This window comes from Citrobacter freundii complex sp. 2025EL-00176, from assembly GCF_053309355.1.
The window spans coordinates 1-21,590 of record NZ_JBRYHT010000010.1; the positions used below are offsets into that span (position 1 = coordinate 1).

The following is a 21,590-nucleotide window of genomic DNA, read 5'->3' on the forward strand; positions in this document are numbered from 1 at the left end:
ACGGCGCTGTGACTGGTCGTGCCTGCAATCCGTAACCGCGAAACGTGAAAAGGCTTGCAGGCAATAACAGTATCTACATTCTAAAATCGCTTAATCCCGGCGTGCGATGTCAGCGAACTTCGCATCCAGAATTTTCGCCAGATCGCCGGCTGCCAGTTCGATATCCAGCCCGCGTTTGCCACCAGAGACATAAATGGTGTCAAACGTTTGGGCGGGGGCGTCGATGAGCGTCGGCAATCTTTTTTTCTGTCCCAGCGGGCTGATACCACCCACCAGATACCCCGTCGTTCGCTGCGCAACCAGTGGATCGGCCATATCAACCTTTTTAGCCCCTAACGCTTTGGCGACTTTTTTAAGATCCAATTGACCCGCTACCGGCGTGACGGCAACGGCCAGATGCTTCATATCGCCATTCACGGCAACCAGCAGCGTTTTATAAACCTGGTCCGCATTCAGACCTAACTTGCGTACCACTTCATCACCAAAGTTTGTTTCGGACGGATCGTGATCGTAGGTGTGGATCTGGAAAGAAATTTTGTTTTTTTCGAGTAATTTAACGGCGGGTGTCATAGCAATTTTCCTGGCCCAGACAAAATACGACACAAGCATACGCCTGATGGCGGTCTAAAAAATAGTACCATCTTGCGCAATAGTATTGGCAGGATGATGACTTTGAGCGACAATCGACCTACACCGATGCTTTAAGCATCGGGATTATAATAATGATGAAATTCCTCTTTGACGGGCCAATAGAAATATTGGCCATTTTTTTACCGTAACATCTCCGGCAAATTACCTTCTCCGTACAGATGCAGTGCGCCTACGGCCACCACATAATGGCCAGCTGGCATCGCCCTGAGTCGATCGCGCCAAGCGACATTGCGCTGATGCATCAATACGTCATATAACGACTGGCTGAAAGTATTGGGAAGCGTCAATTCACTATCGCGCGGCGGCGTTTTAAGCCACCAGCCCATCATTTGTTGTAGCAACCTGGCGTTGGTATGCCAGTGTGTCAGGGTATCGTCCAGAAGAGCCTGGCCATTATCGGGTAACTGGCATAGCAGCTCAATTTGACTGGATGAACCTTCCAGCTCGATCACCGGTTTGTGTGCCTCTTTTGCCGCTTTCAGCAGTTGGTAATCAATCCCGTATTCCGCCCGTAACCCTAGCTGTTGTGCCTGTGTCGCCTGTAATACCATGGCTATTTGCCACAAAGGTTGTGTCGATAACAGGGAAGGGGAAATGCCCAATTCATCGGTGACTTTACGCAGATTATCTAATTGCGCTTCACTGATGCGTTCTTCCAGGGCGGCAAAGGTCGGAAGATTAGCAAATGGCGCGTCATCGCCGGAAACATCGGCTTCGACAATCAGCGCATCGGCACGGTTGAGCTTTTTGAGTAATTTGGCAGGCAGGGGCGCCATATCGCGGCTACCCATGTGAATACTGCCAATCAGATGAAAATGGCGGTTGCCGGGTAAAGAGATATCAATGGCGGGCCAGGTATAGTGGTTGCCGCGTAGTGCAGACCATAATGTTTTTACCCGGTATAACAAATCCATACGACCTCCCTAAGTGGACTTCCATGCTAGCGCGTGGTCCGGGAAGGTGCAATGCGTGAATTGCCGGATAGCGCGGTTGATAGCGCTATCCGGCAAAGGCTTACTCTTTCGGTTTGAAGCGCAGCAGACGGTTAGCGTTGCTTACCACGGTAATGGAGGAGAGCGCCATCGCCGCGCCGGCAACCACCGGGTTGAGCAGCGTTCCGGTAAATGGCCACAGGATCCCGGCGGCAACAGGAATACCGATGCTGTTATAGATAAACGCACCGAGCAGGTTCTGCTTCATATTGCGCAGCGTTGCCCGAGAGATAGACAGCGCATCCGCAACGCCCATCAAGCTATGACGCATCAGCGTAATCGCGGCGGTTTCAATCGCCACATCGCTGCCGCCACCCATGGCAATCCCTACATCGGCCTGCGCCAGCGCAGGCGCATCGTTGATGCCGTCACCGACCATGGCAACCTGACGTCCCTGGCTTTGCAGACGCTTAATCGCCTCGGCTTTACCGTCCGGCAGAACGCCCGCAATCACCTCATCAATACCCGCTTCTTTAGCAATGGCGTTGGCGGTCGTTGGGTTATCACCGGTGAGCATCACCAGACGATACCCGGCGCGGTGCAGGCGCTGGAGCGCTGCGACGCTGTCGCTACGCAGTGGATCGCGCACCGCTAACAGGGCCGCCGCTTTACCGTCAATCGCCAGCAGTACCGGCGTTGTCCCTTGGGAGGCTTGAGCGGTAATCTCAGCTTCCATTTCAGTGGTATCTACCTGCTGTTCATTGAGCAGTGCCTGGTTTCCCAGTAGCAGCATGTGGCCTTCCGTTTCGCCACTGACGCCCAAACCGCGCAGCGTACGGAACCCGTTGACCTGCGGCAGGGTGACATCACCGGCTTTGTCCAGAATCGCCCTGGCCAGCGGGTGACTGGAACCCTGTTCAAGGGCCGCAGCCAGACGAATCGCCAGCGCTTCATCGGTAGTGCCAAAGGTTTTGATGGTGACAACCTGCGGCTTACCTTCAGTCAGCGTCCCGGTTTTATCAAACACAATGGTATCGAGTGTACTGGCGCGCTGCAGCGCATCGGCATCGCGTACCAGTACCCCGAACTCAGCGGCGCGCCCTACACCGGAAATAATCGACATCGGCGTCGCCAGACCCAGTGCGCAAGGGCAGGCGATAATCAGAACGGTGGTGGCAATCACCAGCGTATAGACAATTTGTGGCGCCGGTCCGAAGAAGTACCAGATTGCTGCGCTAACCAGCGCAATAACGACCACCACCGGAACGAATACCGAAGAGATGCGGTCAGCCAGTTTGCCAATCTCCGGTTTACTGCTTTGTGCCTGGCGCACCATGCGAATAATGCGCGACAGCGTGGTATGACTGCCTACGGCGCTGGCGCGGAACAGCACGCTACCGTCCTGTACGACCGTACCGGCGTGGACACTATCGCCTTCGCCTTTTTGTTGCGGAATCGGCTCTCCGGTCAGCATGGCTTCATCCAGCCAGGCTTCGCCCTGAGTGATTTCGCCATCAACCGGAACACGGTCGCCAGTGGTCAGGCGCAGCAACATTCCCGCCTGAACCTCTGCCAGCGGCAGATTCTTTTCACCTTCATCGGTAACGACGCGTGCGGTTGGCGGCGTCAGATCGAGCAGTTTTTCCAGCGCTTTGGAGGAGCGTTGGCGAGCCCGCGCTTCCAGCATATGTCCGAGGTTAATCAAACCGATAATCATCGCGCTGGCTTCATAATAAAGGTGTCGTGCTTCCATTGGGAACCATTGCGGCCAGAGGTTGACGCTCATGGAATAGAGCCATGCCACCCCCGTACCCAGCGCCACCAGCGTATCCATGGTCGCGGTGCCATTCATCAGGCTTTTCCACGCATTGCGATAAAAGTGACCGCCTGCGAAAACCATCACGGCAAGCGTTGCCAGACCAATCGCCAGCCACAGGCTGCGGTTGTCGTCACTCACCATCATGTTATCGCCAATCATTCCCCACACCATGACCGGAATACCCAGCAGCAGCGCGACGGCTGCCTGCCAGCGAAAACGTTTCATGGTCGCAACGGCGGTTTCCTGCTGGCGCTCGCGGCGCTTCGCGTCATCTTCTATGGCCTCAGCACCGTAGCCAGCTTTTTCCACCGCCTGCATTAAATCTGCAGCGGACGCACTGCCCATTACCAGCGCAGTACGTTCCGCCAGGTTTACCCGTGCCTGGGTGACGCCCGGTACGCTTTGCAGAGCATTTTGTACGCGGGTCACACAGCTGGCGCAGCTCATGCCGTTTAACAGCAACTGTTGGCTGTCATCATCAGCCGTAGCTGCCGGAAGCTCGGAAGGGACCGCTGCCAGTGCTTCCGACGGGATTGATGACTCCGTCAGCGGTTTAGCCTTTGGGTGGCTTAACTCCGCGCCGTAACCGGCTTGTTTGATGGTTTCAATCAGTGCTTCAGCACTGGCGCTCCCGGTGATGTGTGCTTCAGTCACGGTGACATCCGCTTGCTCAACGTCCGGGCGTTGTTCCAGACTTTCTTTAACGCGTTTTACGCAGTGACCACAGGACAGGCCGTCCAGGGTTAGATCGATTGTTTGAGACATAACCAACTCCTTTATTGCAGGATTTACTGACTGTGATAAAGGGTAAACCTTCCATCTGGGGGAAGGTCAAGCCCGGAATCCGCATTTGTATATGGGATCTCAAGCCATTCACCGTACTGATGAATATTTCTTGATTTTTATCAAATGATTGTCGCTGTTTTCTTCTGTTTAGCTGACTGTATTTTGACACCTCTAAATATGCTGAATGTATTTCTCTGCAGATAGCCTTTTAAATGTGATGAAGGTCTCTTTATTTAGCTTAAAGCATTAGTGAATATTATGATTTAATAAATGTAATTAATTTTTGTATAAGTCGATTTAATGACATCATTTGTTGACAATTAAAGTCGCGATTTTGTACTCTGAAACTGAACTCAAACCGATTATCTGGCAATTTGACTATTCTTTAACAATTAAGCTGGAGGCTGTATGTCTACGAAGTTATGGGGCGGGCGTTTTGATATGCCAACAAATAAATTAGTTGAATCCTATAATGCAACTATTATGTTGGAGCAACGGTTATGCCCTTTTGATATTAAAGGAAGTATTGCTCATGCCACCATGTTGGGGCGTCAGGGTATTATTACGCAAGATGAAGCAAATGCCATTATTGGCGGATTAACTCAGGTAAATAAAGAAATTGAAGCAGGTCAATTCATTTTCGATACTGTTGATGAAGATATTCATATGGCTATTGAAAGAAGGATGACTGAAATCATTGGCCCTGTCGGGGGAAAGCTACATACCGGTCGCAGCCGTAATGACCAGACCACCGTAGATTCTAAAATGCATATGCGAGCCACTATTCGCGAAATTCAACAGGACATTGTTAATCTACAAGAAATTATAGTAAATAAAGCAGAAGATAATATTGATGCGATAATGCCGGGCTACACGCATTTACAAACCGGTCAGCCCATTCTTTTATCGCACTGGATTATGGCTTATTACTGGATGTTACGTCGTGACTGGACTCGATTTGAAGACCTGTATCACCGTATGGGAGAGTGTCCTTTAGGCGCAGCAGCGCTTGCAGGAACGACTTTTCCTATTGACCGTGACTTCACGGCCCGTGAGCTTGGTTTTGATAAGCCGACTGAAAACAGTATTGATTCAGTCAGCGATCGTGATCATATGGTTGAATTCACCGCAGCTGCAGCGATGTGCTTTATGCACCTCACTCGTCTTTCAGAGGAACTGGTTTTATTCTCCAGCCAGGATTTTAAATTTATTGAGCTTTCTGATGATTTCTGTACGGGCTCCAGCATTATGCCACAGAAGAAAAACCCCGATGTAGCTGAAAAAATGCGCGGAAAGGGGGGGCGTATGTACGGAAATCTAATGGCCATGCTGACTATCATGAAAGGAATACCGCTCGCTTATAATACGGATATGAGCGAGGATAAAGAGCAGGTCTATGATTCAATGGATACGCTACAGGCCAGCCTGAAAATAATGGCCCCGATGCTCGATAAAATGGTCATTCTTGCAGAGAATACCCGTGGCGCGGCGGCCAGAGGGTTCTCGAATGCGACAGATATGGCCGATTACCTTGTGCGTAAAGGTATTCCTTTCAGAGAGGCTCACCATGTAGTGGGTAGTGCGGTTAATTACTGTATTAAGCACAAAAAAATGTTAGAAGAGCTCTCTATGGATGAATTCCGCTCATTTGATAATAAAATTGAAAATGACATCTATGAGAATATTTCTTTGGAGGCATGTATTAAAGCCAGAATGTCCTATGGCGGAACCGGACCGGATGCTGTTAGAAAACAGATTGATATAGCCAGAAAATATTTAAAATAATTCTGAATATAATAATCAATATCTCCCGGATGCAATGTCCGGGAGACTCTTTAAGGTGAAAAAAATGGACGTTTTATTCTTTATACAATTATTTATTGTACTCGCCTGTATTGGAATTGGCGGAAGGTATGGCGGAATGGGACTTGGTGCTGGTGGGGGATTAGGGGTTGCAATACTCGTTTTGGGTTTTGGACTCAAACCCTCCTCACCATCCATTACGGCAATGTTAATTATTATTTGTGTCATCGGCGCTGTTAGTATATTGCAGGCTGCCGGTGGGTTAGATTATCTGGTGAGAGTAGCTGAAAAGTTGCTTCGTAAAAAACCGCAGGCGATTACGTTTTTTGCGCCAATATTAACGTCGGTATTTACGTTATTCTGCGGAACCACTTATGTTGCGTTTTCCCTGTATCCTGTTATCGCAGAGGTTGCCGCTGAAGCCAAAGTCCGGCCCGAACGAGCATTATCCGCAACGGTCATCGCGGCCAGCGTCGCGGTTGCTGCCAGCCCAATGAGCGCGGCAACTGCCGGGATGCTGGCTATCCTGCATGAATATGCTGGGATCACACTGGGACAAATATTATCCATCGCTCTCCCTTCATTTTTTATGGCGGCAATCGTCACCAGCTTTTCAGTTTACAAGCGCGGGAAAGAGCTGGAAGACGATCCTGAATTTCAGCGGCGTGTTGCAGCCGGTGAGTATGAGTTCATGCATGTCGAGCAGAAAAAGGAGTATGTTGCGTCACCCGGTGCCAAAAAAGGCGTGGCCATCTTTGCTATCGGGGTTGTGTTGGTACTCATTTTGGGATCTTTTACAGAACTACTTCCTTCCTGGGATGGCAAGCGACTTTCAACCCCAATGGTTATTCAGATGATCATGCTAACCGCAGCTTTGTTCATCATGATTGTCGGCAAGGTTCCCAGCAGTACTTTGAATAGTGGTTCGGTATTCCGTGCCGGTTTGATGGGGGTCGTGGCAATACTCGGTGTGTCCTGGATGACAGCAACTTTTTTTGATGCTTACCAGTCAGAACTGATCAACGTTTTTGGCGGTCTGGTGAATGGTGCGCCAATGCTGTTTGGCATTGTGGTATTCCTGTTCTCCCTGGTCATCATGAGTCCGGCTGCGACGGTAGCGGCAATCATGCCCTTAGGCGTCACGCTGGGTATTCCCGCTCCGTATCTCATCGCTATATTTGCCTGTACCTGCGGTGATTTTATTATCCCTGGGGCGAATCAGATTGGTTGCGTGGCGTTTGACAGAACGGGCACAACCAAAATTGGACGTTTTGTGGTTAACCATAGCTATATTCGTCCTGGTTTCGTCATGGTTATCTCACAGGTCATTTTTGCCTACCTGATTGCGCAGGTTGTCCTTTAGTTGCAGGTGAAGAGAGATACAGTGATTGTGCTTTGACCTAAATGAGCGGCATCCCCTCTGTTTTATGCAGCAGGGGATGTCGTAAGGATAATATTTCGGCACTATATAATTTTGGCAAAGAGGAAACAGAAAAGGGTCGACGCCACAACGGTGACCAGACCTGGTAACATATAACTGTGATTTACTACATACTTACCAATACGGGTTGTTCCGGTCCTGTCAAACGCCACGCATCCAATCTGTGCCCCACCTGGAATAATAAACGATCCACACGTGACCGGAAGTAATGCTATCAGCGTTTCAGCCGGGTATCCCATTAATACGCCAGCAGGTAATAACGCCACCGCAGTTGCTGCAGGGCTATAAATCACGGCGGAAAGACCAAACACAATTATGCCGAATAGCACGGGGTTGTGAAATCCATGAAAAGCCGTATTAAATAATTCGTGCCAGGCTTCAAAGAAAGAGTTCATCATCCATGACAGGCCAAATATGGCAACGACACCGACCAGGCCCGCTTTAAAAACGGAACCTGAATCAAGTTTCGAAGGAGAAATTCGGCACACCATCATAATAATACACGCCGTGGTTAGCATGATTATTTGCAATGCGGTTGGGATGCTCATGCGCTCTATGCCGGAACCGGTGTTCCATACCGGTCGTAATTGAGGAATAGATCCCATAACAACAACCAAAATGATGCCGGTAAGAAAAATCAGCAATCCTCTCTTCGCTTCTTTTGTCACCATGTTTGCCGTACGATCTTCAGCCTTTATTGACTCAAATTCACCTTCAGCAACCCGGCGTTGAAATTCTGGATCATTTTCAAGCTCATGGCCTCTTTTAAAGACAAAAAGACAGCCAACCAGGCAGCCAAGAAACGTTCCGGGAACGGTCACTAATAAAATATCTAAAGCAGAAATATGTAACCCGGCAAGGACGGCAATAGTTCCTGTTACGACTGCACTCACCGGACTGGCAATGAGTCCAAAATTGGCGGCAATAACTGACATCGACATTGCTCGTTCCGGTCGTACTCTGGCATCTGCTGCTATTTCTGCAATCACCGGGTAAACAGAAAAGGCAACATATCCTGTTCCGCATATAGCCGTAAAAAGATAAGCGACCGCTGGCCCCAGAAAAGTGATGGCCCCAGGCCACTTTCTCAGAATTCGTTCAGCCATCGTAACGAAGAGATCCAGACCACCTGCTGCCTGAAGGATAGTGATACAAGTGATAACTGCAAGAATAATAGAAATGACCGTAATAGGGGGAGAGTCAGGAGGGAGGCCAAAGCCAAAGGTCAGAATAGCGAGCCCTAATCCGCCAGCAGCGCCTAAGCCAATTCCCCCAAAGCGCCCCCCTATACCAATACATGTAAGAACTATCGCAAACTGAATTACGAATAACACCATAATTAATTCCTTTTTGTTAACAAATATTTTAATATTATTCTAATAATGATGGGTTATAATTTTATCACGATGGTATATAAAGTAACCTAATTTATTATATTATTTATACTTATGAATGCAGTCACACTGTAATCAGAGAACGTTATGGATAAAAAAAACGAACTGTTTGAAAGTATTAAAGATTATCTACTTGATGATGCTAACCGTAAAGCCGACGGACGTATTGAAACAGAAACTGAACTCGCAGCTCGTTTTAATACCTCTCGCTATAAAGTCCGTCAGGCGCTCAGCACTCTGGTACAGATGGGGATGCTTGAACGCGCTCCTCGCCGAGGCAGCGTGTTGAAAAACGTGGGACAAAGCAGCATTAACAACCAACTGCTGATGCAGTTCGATCTGTCTGGTTTTGACATTACGGAATTTACAGAGGCCAGGATCCTGATTGAATGTGCGATCATTCCACTGGCAACCCGGCGAATATTTCCGGCCATGCTCTCGAAACTTGAAAATGAACTGAGGCTGATAGAGGAAAACGCAGACAACCCGCAAGAAGCCGATCAACACGATCGGGATTTTCATCTGCTCCTGCTGCAGGCAAGCGGCAACCGTGTTCTACAGGTTTTCTCCGATGTATTAATTACTTATTTTGAGAAAACAAGAGAGTCGTTACCGGCTAACGATCGGCAATATTTCCTGGATACTGCGACAAAACAAAGGGAAATCCTGTCATACATTAGAAAAGGTGATGCACAAATGGCTTCAGAACTGATGCGCGCCCATCTGCTGGAGAAGAAAATATAAGATGTTGGTGTTGCTAAAACCGGGGAGCGGGTTTGATCATTTCTTCATTTATCGCCCCGTTCAATCGTGGCTTTCCTGCTACGTGGTGGGCCTGATCGCTTCGGATCTATAAGAGAGAAGGATGTGCGTTATAATGAGATTCGGCTCTTCAATGATCTGATGGGGGAAATGTGAATATTAGCGATGTAGCGAAAAAAACCGGTTTAACCAGCAAAGCGATACGCTTTTATGAAGAAAAAGGGTTAGTGACGCCGCCGCTGCGTAGCGAAAATGGCTATCGCACATACAACCAACAGCATCTGAATGAATTGACGCTGCTGCGCCAGGCGCGGCAGGTTGGTTTTAATCTGGAAGAGTGTGGCGAGCTGGTAAACCTGTTTAACGATCCGGCGCGTCACAGCGCGGACGTAAAAAAACGCACATTAGAAAAAGTAGCGGACATTGAGCGGCATATCAGCGAGCTGCAGGCCATGCGGCTGCATTTGCTGGCGCTGGCGGAAAGTTGCCCCGGCGATGACAGCGCCGAATGCCCAATCATGGATAATCTTTCTGGCTGCTGTCATCACAAAGCAAAGGCTTAACGGCGAGGGGGATTCAGCATAAACACCACCGTGCCGCGGTACCACGGGGATTTCTCCAGCTGCGCTTCAGCTTGCAGATCCCGGCTACCGTTTTGCACCAGTCCCAGCTTAAAGGGAATGCGCAGGCGGCTGAGTGCGGGCAGATACGCCTGATAATTCGTTACCGTGCGTCGCCCCTGATAGCTCTGCACCACCAGTTCATCAACCGCCAACGCGTTCAGCGTGGCGACGTCGCCTGTTTTTGCCCAATCCAGTAGTCCGGTCACGCCAAGAGCAAACTCGGCAGGTAGCTGTTGGCGTAGCTGCTGTAGAAAACGGGCGTAATCGGCTAGCTGGTGGGTCGCCGCGTCAAAATCAACCTGCAGGCCGACGACGTGGTTGCCGGCGTTCTGCCAGCGTTGCATCAGCCGTATGATACGGGCAGGAATCGCTTCCGGTACGTCGAGCGTGGTAAAGCGTACGGTCAGCCAGATTGAGGGAAAAGTCAGCCGACTGACCGGCAGTCCCAGGCGCTGGAAAACTACGTTACCCGATCGAACCAGCACCTCGCCCTGATGCAGATAGACCGTTTGCGCGTTTTTCAGCTCATCACTGGCCTTCACCCCAGACCACAGCCAGAAGGCCGGATGTTCACGGGCGGCGACAACATCCGCCGCCTGTGCCTGGCCCACCAGTAGCGCGGTTACCAGTAATATTTGAGTTTTTGCGCCCACGGACTTCCCGGATACTGCGTTTTCAGTTGGGTGAACCAGCCCTTACGCTGCAGTTTATCCACGTCTTCACCGCCGCATTCGTTAGAGCCTGAAGGCGCATAGCACATGATGGCGCGATACAGCGCGAAGCTCTTATCTTCGACTTCGGCGGTGGGCGAGGTGATTACCTGCTGATAGTAGCTTTGCCTGTCGAACTGGCCGAAGGGGGTCTTGCGCGAAATGGCTGATTCAAGCACGTCGTTGCCAGCGCTGTTTTTCCACAGATCAACATGCGTTTGTGTGGTGCGGAAAAATTCGCCTAAACAGTTCAGCGCGTGGGCATCATCCGCTTTTTTACTCAATACCGTTACCGTTTCATTGAGGCTGCGGCAGGTATACCCGGCCTGAGCCGTATCGCCGTTCCAGTCAAAAGTGCTCAGGTTCACGTCATTAAACGCCTCGCCAATCACCGGCGGTGCGATTTCGCTGACAAGCTTTTTATCTTTCAACCAGTCGCCAAAACGATTCTCGGTAAGATCCCGTACCAGCAGCGTATGCAGGGCAATGGTACGTTCTTCGTTATTCGGTCCATGGACGGCCTGCTGACGCAGTTGTTCAAGTGTGGCCTGCGTTTTCAGCACCTGCGAGCGAAAACGCAGGTTAGTCACTGCGCTATCCGGGGCGAAAACCGCAGCCACGTCGCCGCTATAAACCAGCGTAGCGGCGAGCTTAGCCTGCACATACTGCCGCTGTTCGTTGTCCTGGCCGAGTTTCAGCAACTGCTGCCAGAAATCGCGTGCCGCGGTCCATTTCTTCTGGCCCATCAGCGCTTCGCCGTACAGCACCTGTTCGCTGAAGGCCAGCGTATCGTGCGGTGCAAGTTTCTGTGCTGGCGCTACCGCCTGGATAATCGCCCCATAGTTGCCTGTCGCCATCCACAAATTCAGTTGCAGATTGTGCCACAGCGGCAATTTTTGGCTTTGCTCAAACACCGGCTTGCTGGCGTCGAGTTGTGCCTGCGTCAGCGTGGGTTTGTTATTGCTATCCAGACGTAACGCGCGTAGCAGTTCGATGTAGCTGACTCGCGGCGCATCGGGGAAGGCTTCCAGCACGGATTGATCGTAGAACGCCATGCCGTAGACATTATCGTATTCGATGACGGTTTCACGCAGTTGCTGTGCGTCAGCCGACTGCTGGAGCGTCTGCTCATACAACCCGGCCAACTGCGGCCACGCCTGTAAATACCAGTTAATTCGGCGCAACATGCCGCGCGTGGAGTCGGCGTATTGCCCCTGCGGAAAGCGTTGCAGATAGGCTTGCGCCAGCGTTTGAGCCTGAGCGGCGTCCTCGCGGTTAATTTTTGCGATATCAAAATCGCCATATTCGCCCACGCTGTTCTGACTGCTCTTGTTCAGCGCCGTACGCATCAGCATGTATTGTGCGGTCTCCGCCAGCCACGGACGATCGCTTTTAGCGAGCTGAGTGAAATCCCGTTCGGCGCTGGCATAATCACCCGCATAGAAACTGGCGGCTGCCGCGAGATAACGTTTGTAATGTTGAGCTGGCAAATCCGTCGGGATAGTGGCGAGAGAGGACTCAATCTGTTCGCGGGTCGCGCCGGAGAACAGCCCCATACGCGCTTGCGCTAAGGCCTGACGTTGCTCTGCTGTTAATGCGGCATCGGCCAGCAGTGCGGCAAAAAACTGGCTGACGCTGGCGGTATTATTCGAAACATGACGGTTCTCATGCTCAGCGTCGTTGAGGTTGGCTTCATCCACATTAATGTTCAGTTCGGCCATCTGACGGGTGAGGGGGCTATCTTCGGCAGATGCCGGAGCAGAGGCTGGCTGCGGGGCTGTTTCATCCCACTGCGGGTGATACGCAAAATAGAAATCGCGGGAGCGGGTGATATCTTCAGGCATCGACTGCACGGGCAGATTAAAAGCTTTTTCCTGGCTCAGCAGTCGCAGCAGGTTGTCGCGGCTGTCGTTTTCCGGGTTAAAGGTCGGCGTGCCTTTCAGCAGGCAGCTGTCGTCGCTCCATTTGCAGTCTTCCATATCGAAAGAGGCGAATGCCTGTGGCGCGCCAGCCAGCAAAGAACAAAGGGCAACGGCGAGAGACGTCTTCCTGAACATAGTCTGAATTCCTGTCTATTTTAGTGTGATATCGCTTTGATAATCAGGGTAATTCCCTCAACGGCAATGACTTCAACCTGCGTTCCCGCGCTCAAATCGTCGCGGGCGCTGACGGGCCACGAACTGTCGCCGACGCGCATATGTCCACGACCATTAACCAGGGTGTTTTCCAGAATAAATCGACGGCCAACCAGCTGCTGACCGCGCTGGTTAAGATGGCTGTCGGCGGGTTTCTGCTCTTTCACGCGTTTTGCCAGCCACTTCCACCACAGCCAGGCTGCCAGCAGCGTGAGTACAGCAAACATCGCTCCCTGCCACGCCCAGTCGAGCGGGACAAGCCAAACCACCAGTCCGGTTATCACCGCTGCCACGCCGCTCCATAGCAAATAACCGTTACCGCCCAGCATCTCGGCGGCGAGTAACAGACCGCCGAGGCTGAGCCAGAAGATGTGCGGGTGTACCAGAATCATCGCTATCATGATTTTTTCCGCTCGCTGGCGCTGTCCTTAACCAGTTCGGCGATCCCGGCAATGGAACCCATCAGACTGCTGGCATCCAGCGGCATCATCACGACTTTGCTGTTATTCGACGAACCGATATGCTGCAACGCTTCGGTGTATTTCTGCGCCACGAAGTAGTTCACGGCCTGGATATCCCCGGCGGCAATGGCTTCAGAAACCATCTGCGTTGCGCGGGCTTCTGCTTCCGCGGAACGTTCACGCGCTTCAGCCTGTAAAAACGCGGACTGACGCTCACCTTCCGCTATCAGGATTTTTGACTGCTTCTCACCCTCGGCCTTGACGATCTCCGCCTGGCGGATGCCTTCTGCTTCCAGAATGTAGGCGCGCTTGGTACGTTCGGCTTTCATCTGTGCGTTCATGGCGTCAATCAGTTCCGCCGGTGGGCGCACGTCACGAATCTCAATACGAGTGATTTTGATGCCCCAGGGATTGGTGGCCTCATCAACAATATGCAGCAGACGCGTGTTGATGTTGTCACGCTGGGAGAGCATTTCATCAAGCTCCATCGAGCCGAGAACGGTACGAATGTTGGTCATGGTCAGGTTGATGATCGCCAATTCCAGGTTGCTGACTTCATATGCCGCTTTCGGCGCGTCGATCACCTGAATAAAGCACACAGCATCAATCGAGACGTTGGCGTTATCTTTGGAGATGACTTCCTGAGAGGGAATATCAAGCACCTGTTCCATCATGTTGATCTTACGGCCAATACGATCCATGAATGGCACAACAAGGCTTAACCCTGGTTGCAGAGTTTTGGTGTAACGTCCGAAACGCTCCACCGTCCACTGGTATCCCTGTGGGACGATTTTGACGCCTGCGCCGACGATGACCAGCGCGACAAAAATAAGAATAGGAATAAAAATGAGCATTGATGAAACCTCCTGTTGTGCTGTCCTTTACTGCTTCATTAATCAAATTATACCCGATTAATCAAGGTGGCTCCCCTATAATAAATTACAGGAATATACCCTTCATACTTCAAGCTGCATGTGCGTTAGCTACGTTCGCTCACTCCAGTCACATAGTTAACTATGCTCCCGGAGGTTCACTCACTTGCCGCCTTCATGCAACTCGAATTATTTTGGGTATAGACTGTCTGCACGAAAGAGGTAAAAAAGGATCGATAATGGAAGAAAGCAGCATTTTGCTTCAGTTGAAAAATGTCGCCTGGCAGGCGGGGGCGACGAAGGTTCTCAATAACATCTGTTTTAATCTCCATGCCGGAGAATTTAAGCTGATTACCGGCCAGTCCGGCTGCGGTAAAAGTACGTTATTGAAGATTGTGGCGTCGTTAATAAGCCCGAGTTCCGGCGAAATTCTCTTTGAGGGCAAGGAGATAACAACGCTTAAGCCGGAAGCTTATCGCCAGCAGGTCTCTTATTGCGCGCAAACGCCCGCTTTGTTCGGTGATACCGTCTACGACAACCTCATTTTTCCCTGGCAAATTCGCGATAAACGCCCGGAACCGGATGTGTTTCTGGAAGATCTGGCCCGTTTTGAGCTGCCTGAAAGCATTCTCAAAAAAGGGATCAATGAACTGTCTGGCGGCGAAAAGCAGCGCATCTCGTTAATTCGTAATTTACAGTTTCTGCCAAAAATCCTGCTGCTTGATGAAATCACCAGCGCGCTGGATGAGTCCAACAAACGTAACGTCAATGAATTAATTCACCACTATGTTCGCGACAAGAATATTGCCGTGCTGTGGGTGACGCACGACAAAGATGAGATTAATCATGCGGATAATGTCATCACTCTTCAACCGCACGCCGGAGAAATGCAGGAAGTAAGCAATGAACGAGCATAATATTACCAATGAATCACTGGCGTTAGCGATGATGCTGGTGGTGGTCGCCATACTGATCAGTAATAAAGAAAAGCTGGCGCTGGAAAAAGATATTCTCTGGAGCGTTTGCCGGGCGGTGGTTCAGCTTATTATCGTCGGCTATGTGCTGAAATATATTTTCGGCGTCAACCACAGCATTCTGACCTTATTGATGGTGCTGTTTATCTGTTTTAACGCCGCCTATAACGCGCAAAAACGCAGTAAATATATTGATAACGCTTTCCTCTCGTCGTTTATTGCCATTACGGTTGGGGCGGGGTTGACGCTATCGGTACTGGTGTTGTCCGGCTCTATTGAGTTCACGCCGATGCAGGTGATCCCGATTTCAGGGATGATTGCAGGTAATGCGATGGTGGCGGTGGGGCTGTGTTACAACAATCTGGGGCAGCGGTTTAACAGTGAACAGCAGCAAATCCAGGAAAAGCTCAGCCTCGGCGCGACGCCGAAGGTGGCCTCCGCGCCGCTGATTCGCGACAGCATTCGCGCCTCGCTGATCCCGACGATCGATTCCGCCAAGACCGTGGGGTTGGTGAGTTTACCGGGGATGATGTCTGGGTTGATTTTTGCCGGTATTGACCCGGTAAAAGCGATTAAGTATCAGATTATGGTGACGTTTATGCTGCTTTCGACCGCCAGCCTGTCGACCATTATTGCCTGCTACCTGACCTATCGGAAGTTCTATAATTCACGCCACCAATTAGTCGTAACGCATTTGAAGAAGACGTGATGTGATGCCGGAGGGAGCGGTATTTGTCGAATTTCCAGGCCCGATGAGCGCAAGCGCCATCGGGCAAAATCAAACGATTAATACAGCAGCGCGTACAGCTGGCGGCGGTATTTCGAGGCCAAGGCATCGCCGGTTCCCAGCGCGGCAAGGATCTCCTGGAAGGTTTTACGCGCCTGACCGTCGGCTGCCGTAAGATCTTTCTTCAGGTGGCTGAACAGCAATTCCAGCGATTCTTCGTTACGCCCGACCTGATGGAGTTGAATGGCTAATTGCGTGGCCAGCGCGGCATCCTGCGGGTTGCTGGCAACCTGTTGCTGCAACTGTTGGATTTCCGGCGTATCCGCCGCCTGCTTCAGCAGTTCAATCTGTGCCACCAGCCCCTGATAACGGGTATCCTGATCCTGCAATGGAATTGTTTTCAGCACCGCTTCGGCATCGTCAGAACGATTGAGGGCGATTTGCGTTTCCGCCAGCAGCAGGCCGATTTCGCTGCTCTGGTTGGAGATCTGCCAGGCTTCTTTCAGCAGCGGCAGCGCATCCGCGTGATTCCCGGCTTCGATGAACTCGATAGCCTGACGCGCTTTCAGCTCTTCTTCGCTCGGCAGCACTTTATCCAGCAGCGCACGAATAACCTCTTCTGGCTGCGGGCCCTGGAAGCCATCTACCGGCTGACCGTTCTGGAACAGATAAACCGTGGGGATCGCGCGCAGACCAAACTGGGAGGCGATCATCTGTTCGGCGTCGCAGTCGAGCTTAGCGAGAATAAACTGACCATTATACTGGGCGGCAAGGCTCTCCAGCACCGGCGTTAATTGCAGACAATGCTGGCTGCGCTCAGACCAAAAATAGAACAGGACCGGCGTGGTCATCGACTGTTCAAGGGTCTGCTGCAGGTTAGATTCATTAATGTTAACAATATTCTGTGTGGACATGGAGTTACTCTCTTTTGTCGATTTCTTGTTACATGGGGGCTGACGCGCGAGCTTCAACTCAACCCTGTAAAATTTTGTCCATTATGCGGCCTGGCAGCAGGCGTTTAAGCAGCATAACTGCCCAGGTGACCAGCGTAACCGGATAACGTAGCTTGGGTTTGTCGCTCTCGAACGCATGACGCACTTTGGCGACAACCGCTTCCGGCCCCAGCGTAAACCGCGCGGCAATGCCGGGGTTTTCAACGGGGGCATCGCTCTGCGTCTGGTTAACGTTTTCGGTAAAGCGGGTGCGGATGGGACCCGGTTCAATCAGGCTGACCTTAATCCCACTGTGACGCAGCTCCATACGCAGCGCGTCGGACCAGGCTTCCAGCGCATATTTACTGGCGGCATAGGCGCCACGTCCCGGCGTTGAGATCAATCCCATTACCGAGGAGGTCATCACGATGCGTCCTTCGCCGTGAGGTAGCATGGCGGGCAACAGACGCATGGTAAGCTGGTGTGCGCCAAAAAAGTTGGCGGAAAACTGCTGCTCCATCTGCTCACGGCTAATCGTGGGCAGTGGGCCGTAGACACCGTATCCGGCGTTGTTAAAGATCCCATATAAACGATTATCGGTCAGGGCGATCACCTCATCGGCGGCGCGATCCACGCTTTCGGGTGAATCCAGATCCAGCAATACGCCGGTGAATCCCATGCTGTTCATACGCGCGACATCGTCAGGTTTGCGGCAGCCAGCCAGAATTTGAAAACCCTGGCGCTTTAGCTCAAGCGCGCTTTCCAGACCGATTCCGCTGGAACATCCTGTTATTAAGACCGATTTTTGCATAACTTTACCTGTCAGGATCTCCGTTGAATTACGAGTCGTGATTAACTAGAGGAGTGAGATGTTGCGCCATCCAGTCGGCAATAAACGGCTGGGCGTCACGATTAGGATGAATACCATCATCCTGCATCCACTGGGGTTTCAGATAAACCTCTTCCATAAAAAAGGGCAGCAGAGGGATATCAAACTCTTTGGCGAGCTTTGGATAAATCGCGCTAAAGGTTTCATTATAACGGCGACCGTAGTTTGCCGGCAGACGAATTTGCATCAATAGCGGTTCGGCATTTGCCGCTTTCACGTCCTGCAAAATCGTGCGCAGGGTTTGCTCGGTTTGCGCAGGCGCAAAGCCGCGCAGGCCATCGTTGCCGCCAAGTTCGACCAGTACCCAACGCGGCTGGTGCTGCTTCAGTAATGCAGGCAGACGGGCCAGACCCTGCTGCGAGGTGTCGCCGCTAATGCTGGCATTCACCACCGGCGTTTTGGTTTGCCATTTATCATTAAGTAGCGCAGGCCACGCGGCGCTGGCGGACATACGGTATCCGGCGCTCAGGCTGTCACCCAGAATTAATAACGTGTCCGCAGCGGCGGCGCGGAAAGTTAACAGAACCAGGAACAGGAAAGGCCAATGCCAGCGGAAAACATTGTTGAAGTTCATCGTCTTAAGAAATCCGTCGGTCAGGGTGATCATGAGCTATCCATCCTTACCGGAGTTGAACTGGTTGTCAAACGCGCCGAGACCATTGCGCTGATTGGCGAGTCGGGATCGGGGAAATCCACGCTGCTGGCGATCCTCGCCGGACTGGACGATGGTTCCAGCGGTGAAGTGAGTCTGGTGGGGCAGGCGCTACACACCATGGATGAAGAAGCGCGGGCGCAGCTGCGGGCAAAACATGTGGGATTCGTTTTCCAGTCATTCATGCTAATCCCGACCCTGAACGCGCTGGAAAACGTCGAACTGCCCGCGCTGTTGCGTGGTGAAAACAGCGGAAAAAGCCGCGACGGGGCCAAAACGCTGCTCGAGCAACTGGGGCTGGGAAAACGTCTGGATCATCTTCCGGCCCAGCTTTCCGGCGGCGAGCAGCAGCGCGTGGCGCTGGCACGGGCCTTTAACGGTCGCCCTGACGTGCTGTTTGCCGATGAGCCGACGGGCAACCTCGATCGCCAGACCGGAGACAAAATTGCCGACCTGTTGTTTTCTCTGAACCGGGAACACGGCACCACCCTGATTCTGGTAACCCATGACCCACAGCTGGCGGCGCGTTGCGACAGACGCTTACGTCTGGTGAATGGACAGTTGCAGGAGGAGGCATGATTGCACGCTGGTTCTGGCGCGAATGGCGCTCGCCTTCATTACTGATTGTCTGGCTGGCGCTGAGTCTGGCGGTGGCCTGCGTGCTGGCGCTGGGGAACATCAGCGACCGTATGGAAAAAGGGCTGAGCCAGCAAAGCCGCGAGTTTATGGCGGGAGATCGCGCGCTGCAAAGTTCGCGTAGCGTGCCGAAAGCATGGATTGACGAGGCGCGGCAGCAGGGTTTGAAAGTCGGCGAACAACTGACTTTTGCGACCATGACTTTTGCCCGTGACACGCCGCAACTGGCGAACGTCAAAGCGGTAGATGACGTGTATCCGATGTACGGCACGTTGCAAACTAATCCGCCGGGGCTGAAACCACAGCCAGGCTCGGTGCTGCTGGCCCCGCGATTGATGGCGCTGCTCAACTTAAAAGTCGGTGATTCCATTGACGTCGGTGATGCCACGTTGCGCATTGCCGGAGAGGTGGTGCAGGAGCCGGACTCCGGTTTTAATCCGTTCCAGATAGCGCCGCGCCTGATGATGAGTATGGCGGATGTCGAAAAAACGGCGGCGGTCCAGCCGGGAAGCCGCGTGACCTGGCGCTATAAATTTGGCGGAACGCCGCAGCAACTGGAAGCCTATGAGAAATGGCTGCTGCCGCAGTTAAAGCCCGAACAGCGCTGGTACGGGCTGGAGCAGGATGAAGGCGCGCTGGGGAAATCTCTGGAGCGTTCGCAACAGTTCCTGCTGTTGTCGGCGCTGTTAACGCTGCTGCTAGCAGTTGCCGCGGTTGCTGTGGCGATGAGTCATTATTGCCGTAGCCGTTACGATCTGGTGGCTATACTGAAAACGCTCGGCGCGGGTAGAGCGCAACTGCGTAGGCTGATTGTTGGTCAATGGCTGATGGTGCTGGCGTTGTCTGGCGTTACCGGTGGGCTTTTCGGGCTGGTGTTTGAGCACGCGCTGGTGGTGTTACTCAGGCCGGTCCTGCCCGGCGAGCTGCCGCCCGCCAGCCCCTGGCCGTGGCTGTGGGCCTTAGGCACCATGACGGTAATTTCGCTGTTGGTAGGATTGCGTCCTTATCGGCTACTGCTGGCGACGCAGCCACTACGTGTGTTACGCCGTGATGTAGTAGCAAACGTCTGGCCGCTGAAGTTTTATTTGCCGGTAGTATTGGTCGTTGTGGTCGTCCTGCTCGCTGGACTGATGGGTGGAAGCCTGCTGTTATGGGCCGTGCTGGCCGGGGCGGTCGTACTGGCGCTGGTGTGCGGCGTGCTCGGTTGGATGCTGCTTAACGTGCTGCGTGGTCTGACGCTCACCTCGCTGCCGCTGCGCCTGGCGGTCAGTCGTTTGTTGCGCCAGCCGTGGTCAACGCTGAGCCAACTGTCGGCATTTTCACTTTCCTTTATGCTGCTGGCGCTGCTGCTGGTGCTGCGCGGCGATCTCCTCGACCGCTGGCAGCAGCAAATGCCGCCGGAAAGTCCAAATTATTTCTTGATCAATATTGCCACCGAACAGGTGGTACCGCTGAAATCATTCCTGTCGGAACATCAGGTGATCCCGGAATCGTTCTATCCGATAGTACGGGCGCGTCTGACGGCTATTAATGAGAAGCCAACCGAAGGCAACCAGGATGAGGCGCTTAACCGCGAGCTTAATCTGACCTGGCAGGATACCCGACCGGATCATAATCCGATAACCGCCGGAAGCTGGCCGCCAAAAGCGGGTGAAGTGTCGATGGAAGAAGGGCTGGCGAAGCGGTTAAACGTGAAGCTCGGCGATCGGGTGACCTTTATGGGCGATACCCAGGATTTCAGCGCCACGGTCAGCAGCCTGCGTAAAGTGGACTGGGAAAGCCTGCGGCCTAACTTCTTCTTTATTTTCCCTTCCGGTGCGCTGGACGATCAGCCCCAGAGCTGGTTAACCAGCTTTCGTTGGGAGAACGGCAACGGCATGTTGACGCAGCTTAACCGCGAATTCCCGACCATCAGCCTGCTGGATATTGGCGCCATCCTCAAACAGGTGGGCCAGGTGCTGGAGCAGGTAAGTAGGGCGCTGGAGGTGATGGTGGTGTTGGTTACCGCTTGTGGCATGTTGCTGCTATTGGCGCAGGTTCAGGTGGGGATGCGTCAACGTCATCAGGAACTGGTGGTCTGGCGCACGCTGGGAGCAGGCAAGAAATTGTTGCGTACTACGCTGTGGTGCGAGTTCGCCATGCTCGGGATGGTCGCCGGGCTGGTGGCGGCCATCGGTGCGGAAACCGCGCTGGCTGTATTGCAAACCCGCGTATTTGATTTCCCGTGGGAGCCAGACTGGCGGCTGTGGGTTGTGTTGCCGCTTTGTGGGGCATTGCTCCTCTCTCTCTGCGGCGGATGGCTCGGTTCACGTCTGCTAAAAGGTAAAGCGCTGTTCCGTCAGTTCAGTAGTTAATTCCTGTCAGTGATGATTACGCACCGGTTTTTTAAAT

Annotated in this window: 19 protein-coding genes; 8 read left to right on the forward strand and 11 right to left on the reverse strand. The window is 52.4% G+C overall.

What is annotated here, in order from left to right:
* Positions 1-90 precede the first annotated feature (90 nt).
* From ybaK to copA, 3 genes are all read right to left on the reverse strand, one after another.
* The gene (gene ybaK, locus ACVXHP_RS17685) at positions 91-570 is read right to left on the reverse strand and encodes a Cys-tRNA(Pro)/Cys-tRNA(Cys) deacylase YbaK (RefSeq protein WP_038638386.1); all 480 of its coding nucleotides are present in this window, start codon (positions 568-570) and stop codon (positions 91-93) included.
* 200 nt (positions 571-770) lie between these two features.
* Positions 771-1,565, reverse strand: coding sequence for a TraB/GumN family protein (locus ACVXHP_RS17690; protein ID WP_447571933.1), 795 nt, complete (start codon positions 1,563-1,565; stop codon positions 771-773).
* Between the two features lie 100 nt (positions 1,566-1,665).
* The gene (copA, locus tag ACVXHP_RS17695) at positions 1,666-4,167 is read right to left on the reverse strand and encodes a copper-exporting P-type ATPase CopA (RefSeq protein ID WP_447571934.1); all 2,502 of its coding nucleotides are present in this window, start codon (positions 4,165-4,167) and stop codon (positions 1,666-1,668) included.
* 429 nt (positions 4,168-4,596) lie between these two features.
* Between copA and argH the strand changes: the two genes are divergently transcribed.
* Complete coding sequence (gene argH / locus ACVXHP_RS17700; protein ID WP_304696815.1) at positions 4,597-5,973, forward strand: argininosuccinate lyase; 1,377 nt, start codon at positions 4,597-4,599, stop codon at positions 5,971-5,973.
* Between the two features lie 64 nt (positions 5,974-6,037).
* The gene (locus ACVXHP_RS17705) at positions 6,038-7,354 is read left to right on the forward strand and encodes an anaerobic C4-dicarboxylate transporter family protein (RefSeq protein WP_447571935.1); all 1,317 of its coding nucleotides are present in this window, start codon (positions 6,038-6,040) and stop codon (positions 7,352-7,354) included.
* Between the two features lie 101 nt (positions 7,355-7,455).
* On the opposite strand, the gene ACVXHP_RS17710 is transcribed toward ACVXHP_RS17705, so the two are convergent.
* Complete coding sequence (locus tag ACVXHP_RS17710; protein WP_447571936.1) at positions 7,456-8,769, reverse strand: anaerobic C4-dicarboxylate transporter family protein; 1,314 nt, start codon at positions 8,767-8,769, stop codon at positions 7,456-7,458.
* 144 nt (positions 8,770-8,913) lie between these two features.
* Between ACVXHP_RS17710 and ACVXHP_RS17715 the strand changes: the two genes are divergently transcribed.
* Together ACVXHP_RS17715 and cueR are read left to right on the forward strand one after the other, a co-directional pair.
* Complete coding sequence (locus tag ACVXHP_RS17715) at positions 8,914-9,570, forward strand: FadR/GntR family transcriptional regulator (protein WP_200007634.1); 657 nt, start codon at positions 8,914-8,916, stop codon at positions 9,568-9,570.
* A gap of 170 nt (positions 9,571-9,740) precedes the next feature.
* Positions 9,741-10,151 (forward strand): Cu(I)-responsive transcriptional regulator, encoded by a 411-nt coding sequence (cueR, locus tag ACVXHP_RS17720; RefSeq protein WP_006685661.1) that lies wholly within the window; start codon positions 9,741-9,743, stop codon positions 10,149-10,151.
* Here cueR and ACVXHP_RS17725 read toward each other — a convergent pair.
* Genes ACVXHP_RS17725 through ACVXHP_RS17740 form a run of 4 tightly spaced genes read right to left on the reverse strand, consistent with a single transcriptional unit; the run spans position 10,148 to position 14,371 of the window.
* A complete protein-coding gene (locus ACVXHP_RS17725; RefSeq protein WP_447571937.1) occupies positions 10,148-10,864 on the reverse strand; it encodes a DUF3142 domain-containing protein in 717 nt (238 codons plus the stop codon). The two genes, cueR and ACVXHP_RS17725, sit on opposite strands and share 4 nt — an antisense overlap.
* The gene (locus ACVXHP_RS17730; RefSeq protein WP_447571938.1) at positions 10,834-12,978 is read right to left on the reverse strand and encodes a hypothetical protein; all 2,145 of its coding nucleotides are present in this window, start codon (positions 12,976-12,978) and stop codon (positions 10,834-10,836) included. The genes ACVXHP_RS17725 and ACVXHP_RS17730 overlap by 31 nt, the downstream gene beginning before the upstream one ends.
* A 20-nt stretch (positions 12,979-12,998) precedes the next feature.
* Positions 12,999-13,457 (reverse strand): NfeD family protein, encoded by a 459-nt coding sequence (locus ACVXHP_RS17735; RefSeq protein WP_200007628.1) that lies wholly within the window; start codon positions 13,455-13,457, stop codon positions 12,999-13,001.
* A complete protein-coding gene (locus tag ACVXHP_RS17740; protein WP_003831073.1) occupies positions 13,454-14,371 on the reverse strand; it encodes an SPFH domain-containing protein in 918 nt (305 codons plus the stop codon). Before ACVXHP_RS17740 ends, ACVXHP_RS17735 begins: the two co-directional genes overlap by 4 nt.
* 257 nt (positions 14,372-14,628) lie before the next feature.
* Here ACVXHP_RS17740 and fetA point away from each other — a divergent pair, with 257 nt between their 5' ends.
* Positions 14,629-15,306 carry an iron efflux ABC transporter ATP-binding subunit FetA gene (gene fetA, locus ACVXHP_RS17745; RefSeq protein WP_200007626.1) on the forward strand — a complete coding sequence of 226 codons (678 nt, stop codon included), beginning with the start codon at positions 14,629-14,631 and terminating at the stop codon, positions 15,304-15,306.
* Positions 15,293-16,072: an iron efflux ABC transporter permease subunit FetB gene (gene fetB, locus ACVXHP_RS17750; RefSeq protein WP_038638405.1), complete on the forward strand. Its 780-nt coding sequence runs from the start codon at positions 15,293-15,295 to the stop codon at positions 16,070-16,072. The genes fetA and fetB overlap by 14 nt, the downstream gene beginning before the upstream one ends.
* 77 nt (positions 16,073-16,149) lie before the next feature.
* Here fetB and ACVXHP_RS17755 read toward each other — a convergent pair whose 3' ends face one another.
* The 3 genes from ACVXHP_RS17755 to tesA are packed head-to-tail and all read right to left on the reverse strand — an operon-like array spanning position 16,150 to position 18,485.
* A complete protein-coding gene (locus ACVXHP_RS17755; protein ID WP_233612639.1) occupies positions 16,150-17,004 on the reverse strand; it encodes a co-chaperone YbbN in 855 nt (284 codons plus the stop codon).
* 58 nt (positions 17,005-17,062) lie between these two features.
* Entirely contained in the window at positions 17,063-17,833 is a 771-nt protein-coding gene (locus ACVXHP_RS17760; protein ID WP_003835790.1) for an SDR family oxidoreductase, read from the reverse strand.
* A gap of 28 nt (positions 17,834-17,861) precedes the next feature.
* Entirely contained in the window at positions 17,862-18,485 is a 624-nt protein-coding gene (tesA, locus tag ACVXHP_RS17765) for a multifunctional acyl-CoA thioesterase I/protease I/lysophospholipase L1 (protein WP_032932667.1), read from the reverse strand.
* Between tesA and ybbA the strand changes: the two genes are divergently transcribed.
* Positions 18,456-19,142, forward strand: coding sequence for a putative ABC transporter ATP-binding protein YbbA (gene ybbA, locus ACVXHP_RS17770; protein WP_200007622.1), 687 nt, complete (start codon positions 18,456-18,458; stop codon positions 19,140-19,142). The two genes, tesA and ybbA, sit on opposite strands and share 30 nt — an antisense overlap.
* Positions 19,139-21,553: a putative ABC transporter permease subunit YbbP gene (gene ybbP / locus ACVXHP_RS17775; protein ID WP_447571939.1), complete on the forward strand. Its 2,415-nt coding sequence runs from the start codon at positions 19,139-19,141 to the stop codon at positions 21,551-21,553. Before ybbA ends, ybbP begins: the two co-directional genes overlap by 4 nt.
* The last annotated feature ends 37 nt before the right edge of the window (positions 21,554-21,590 follow it).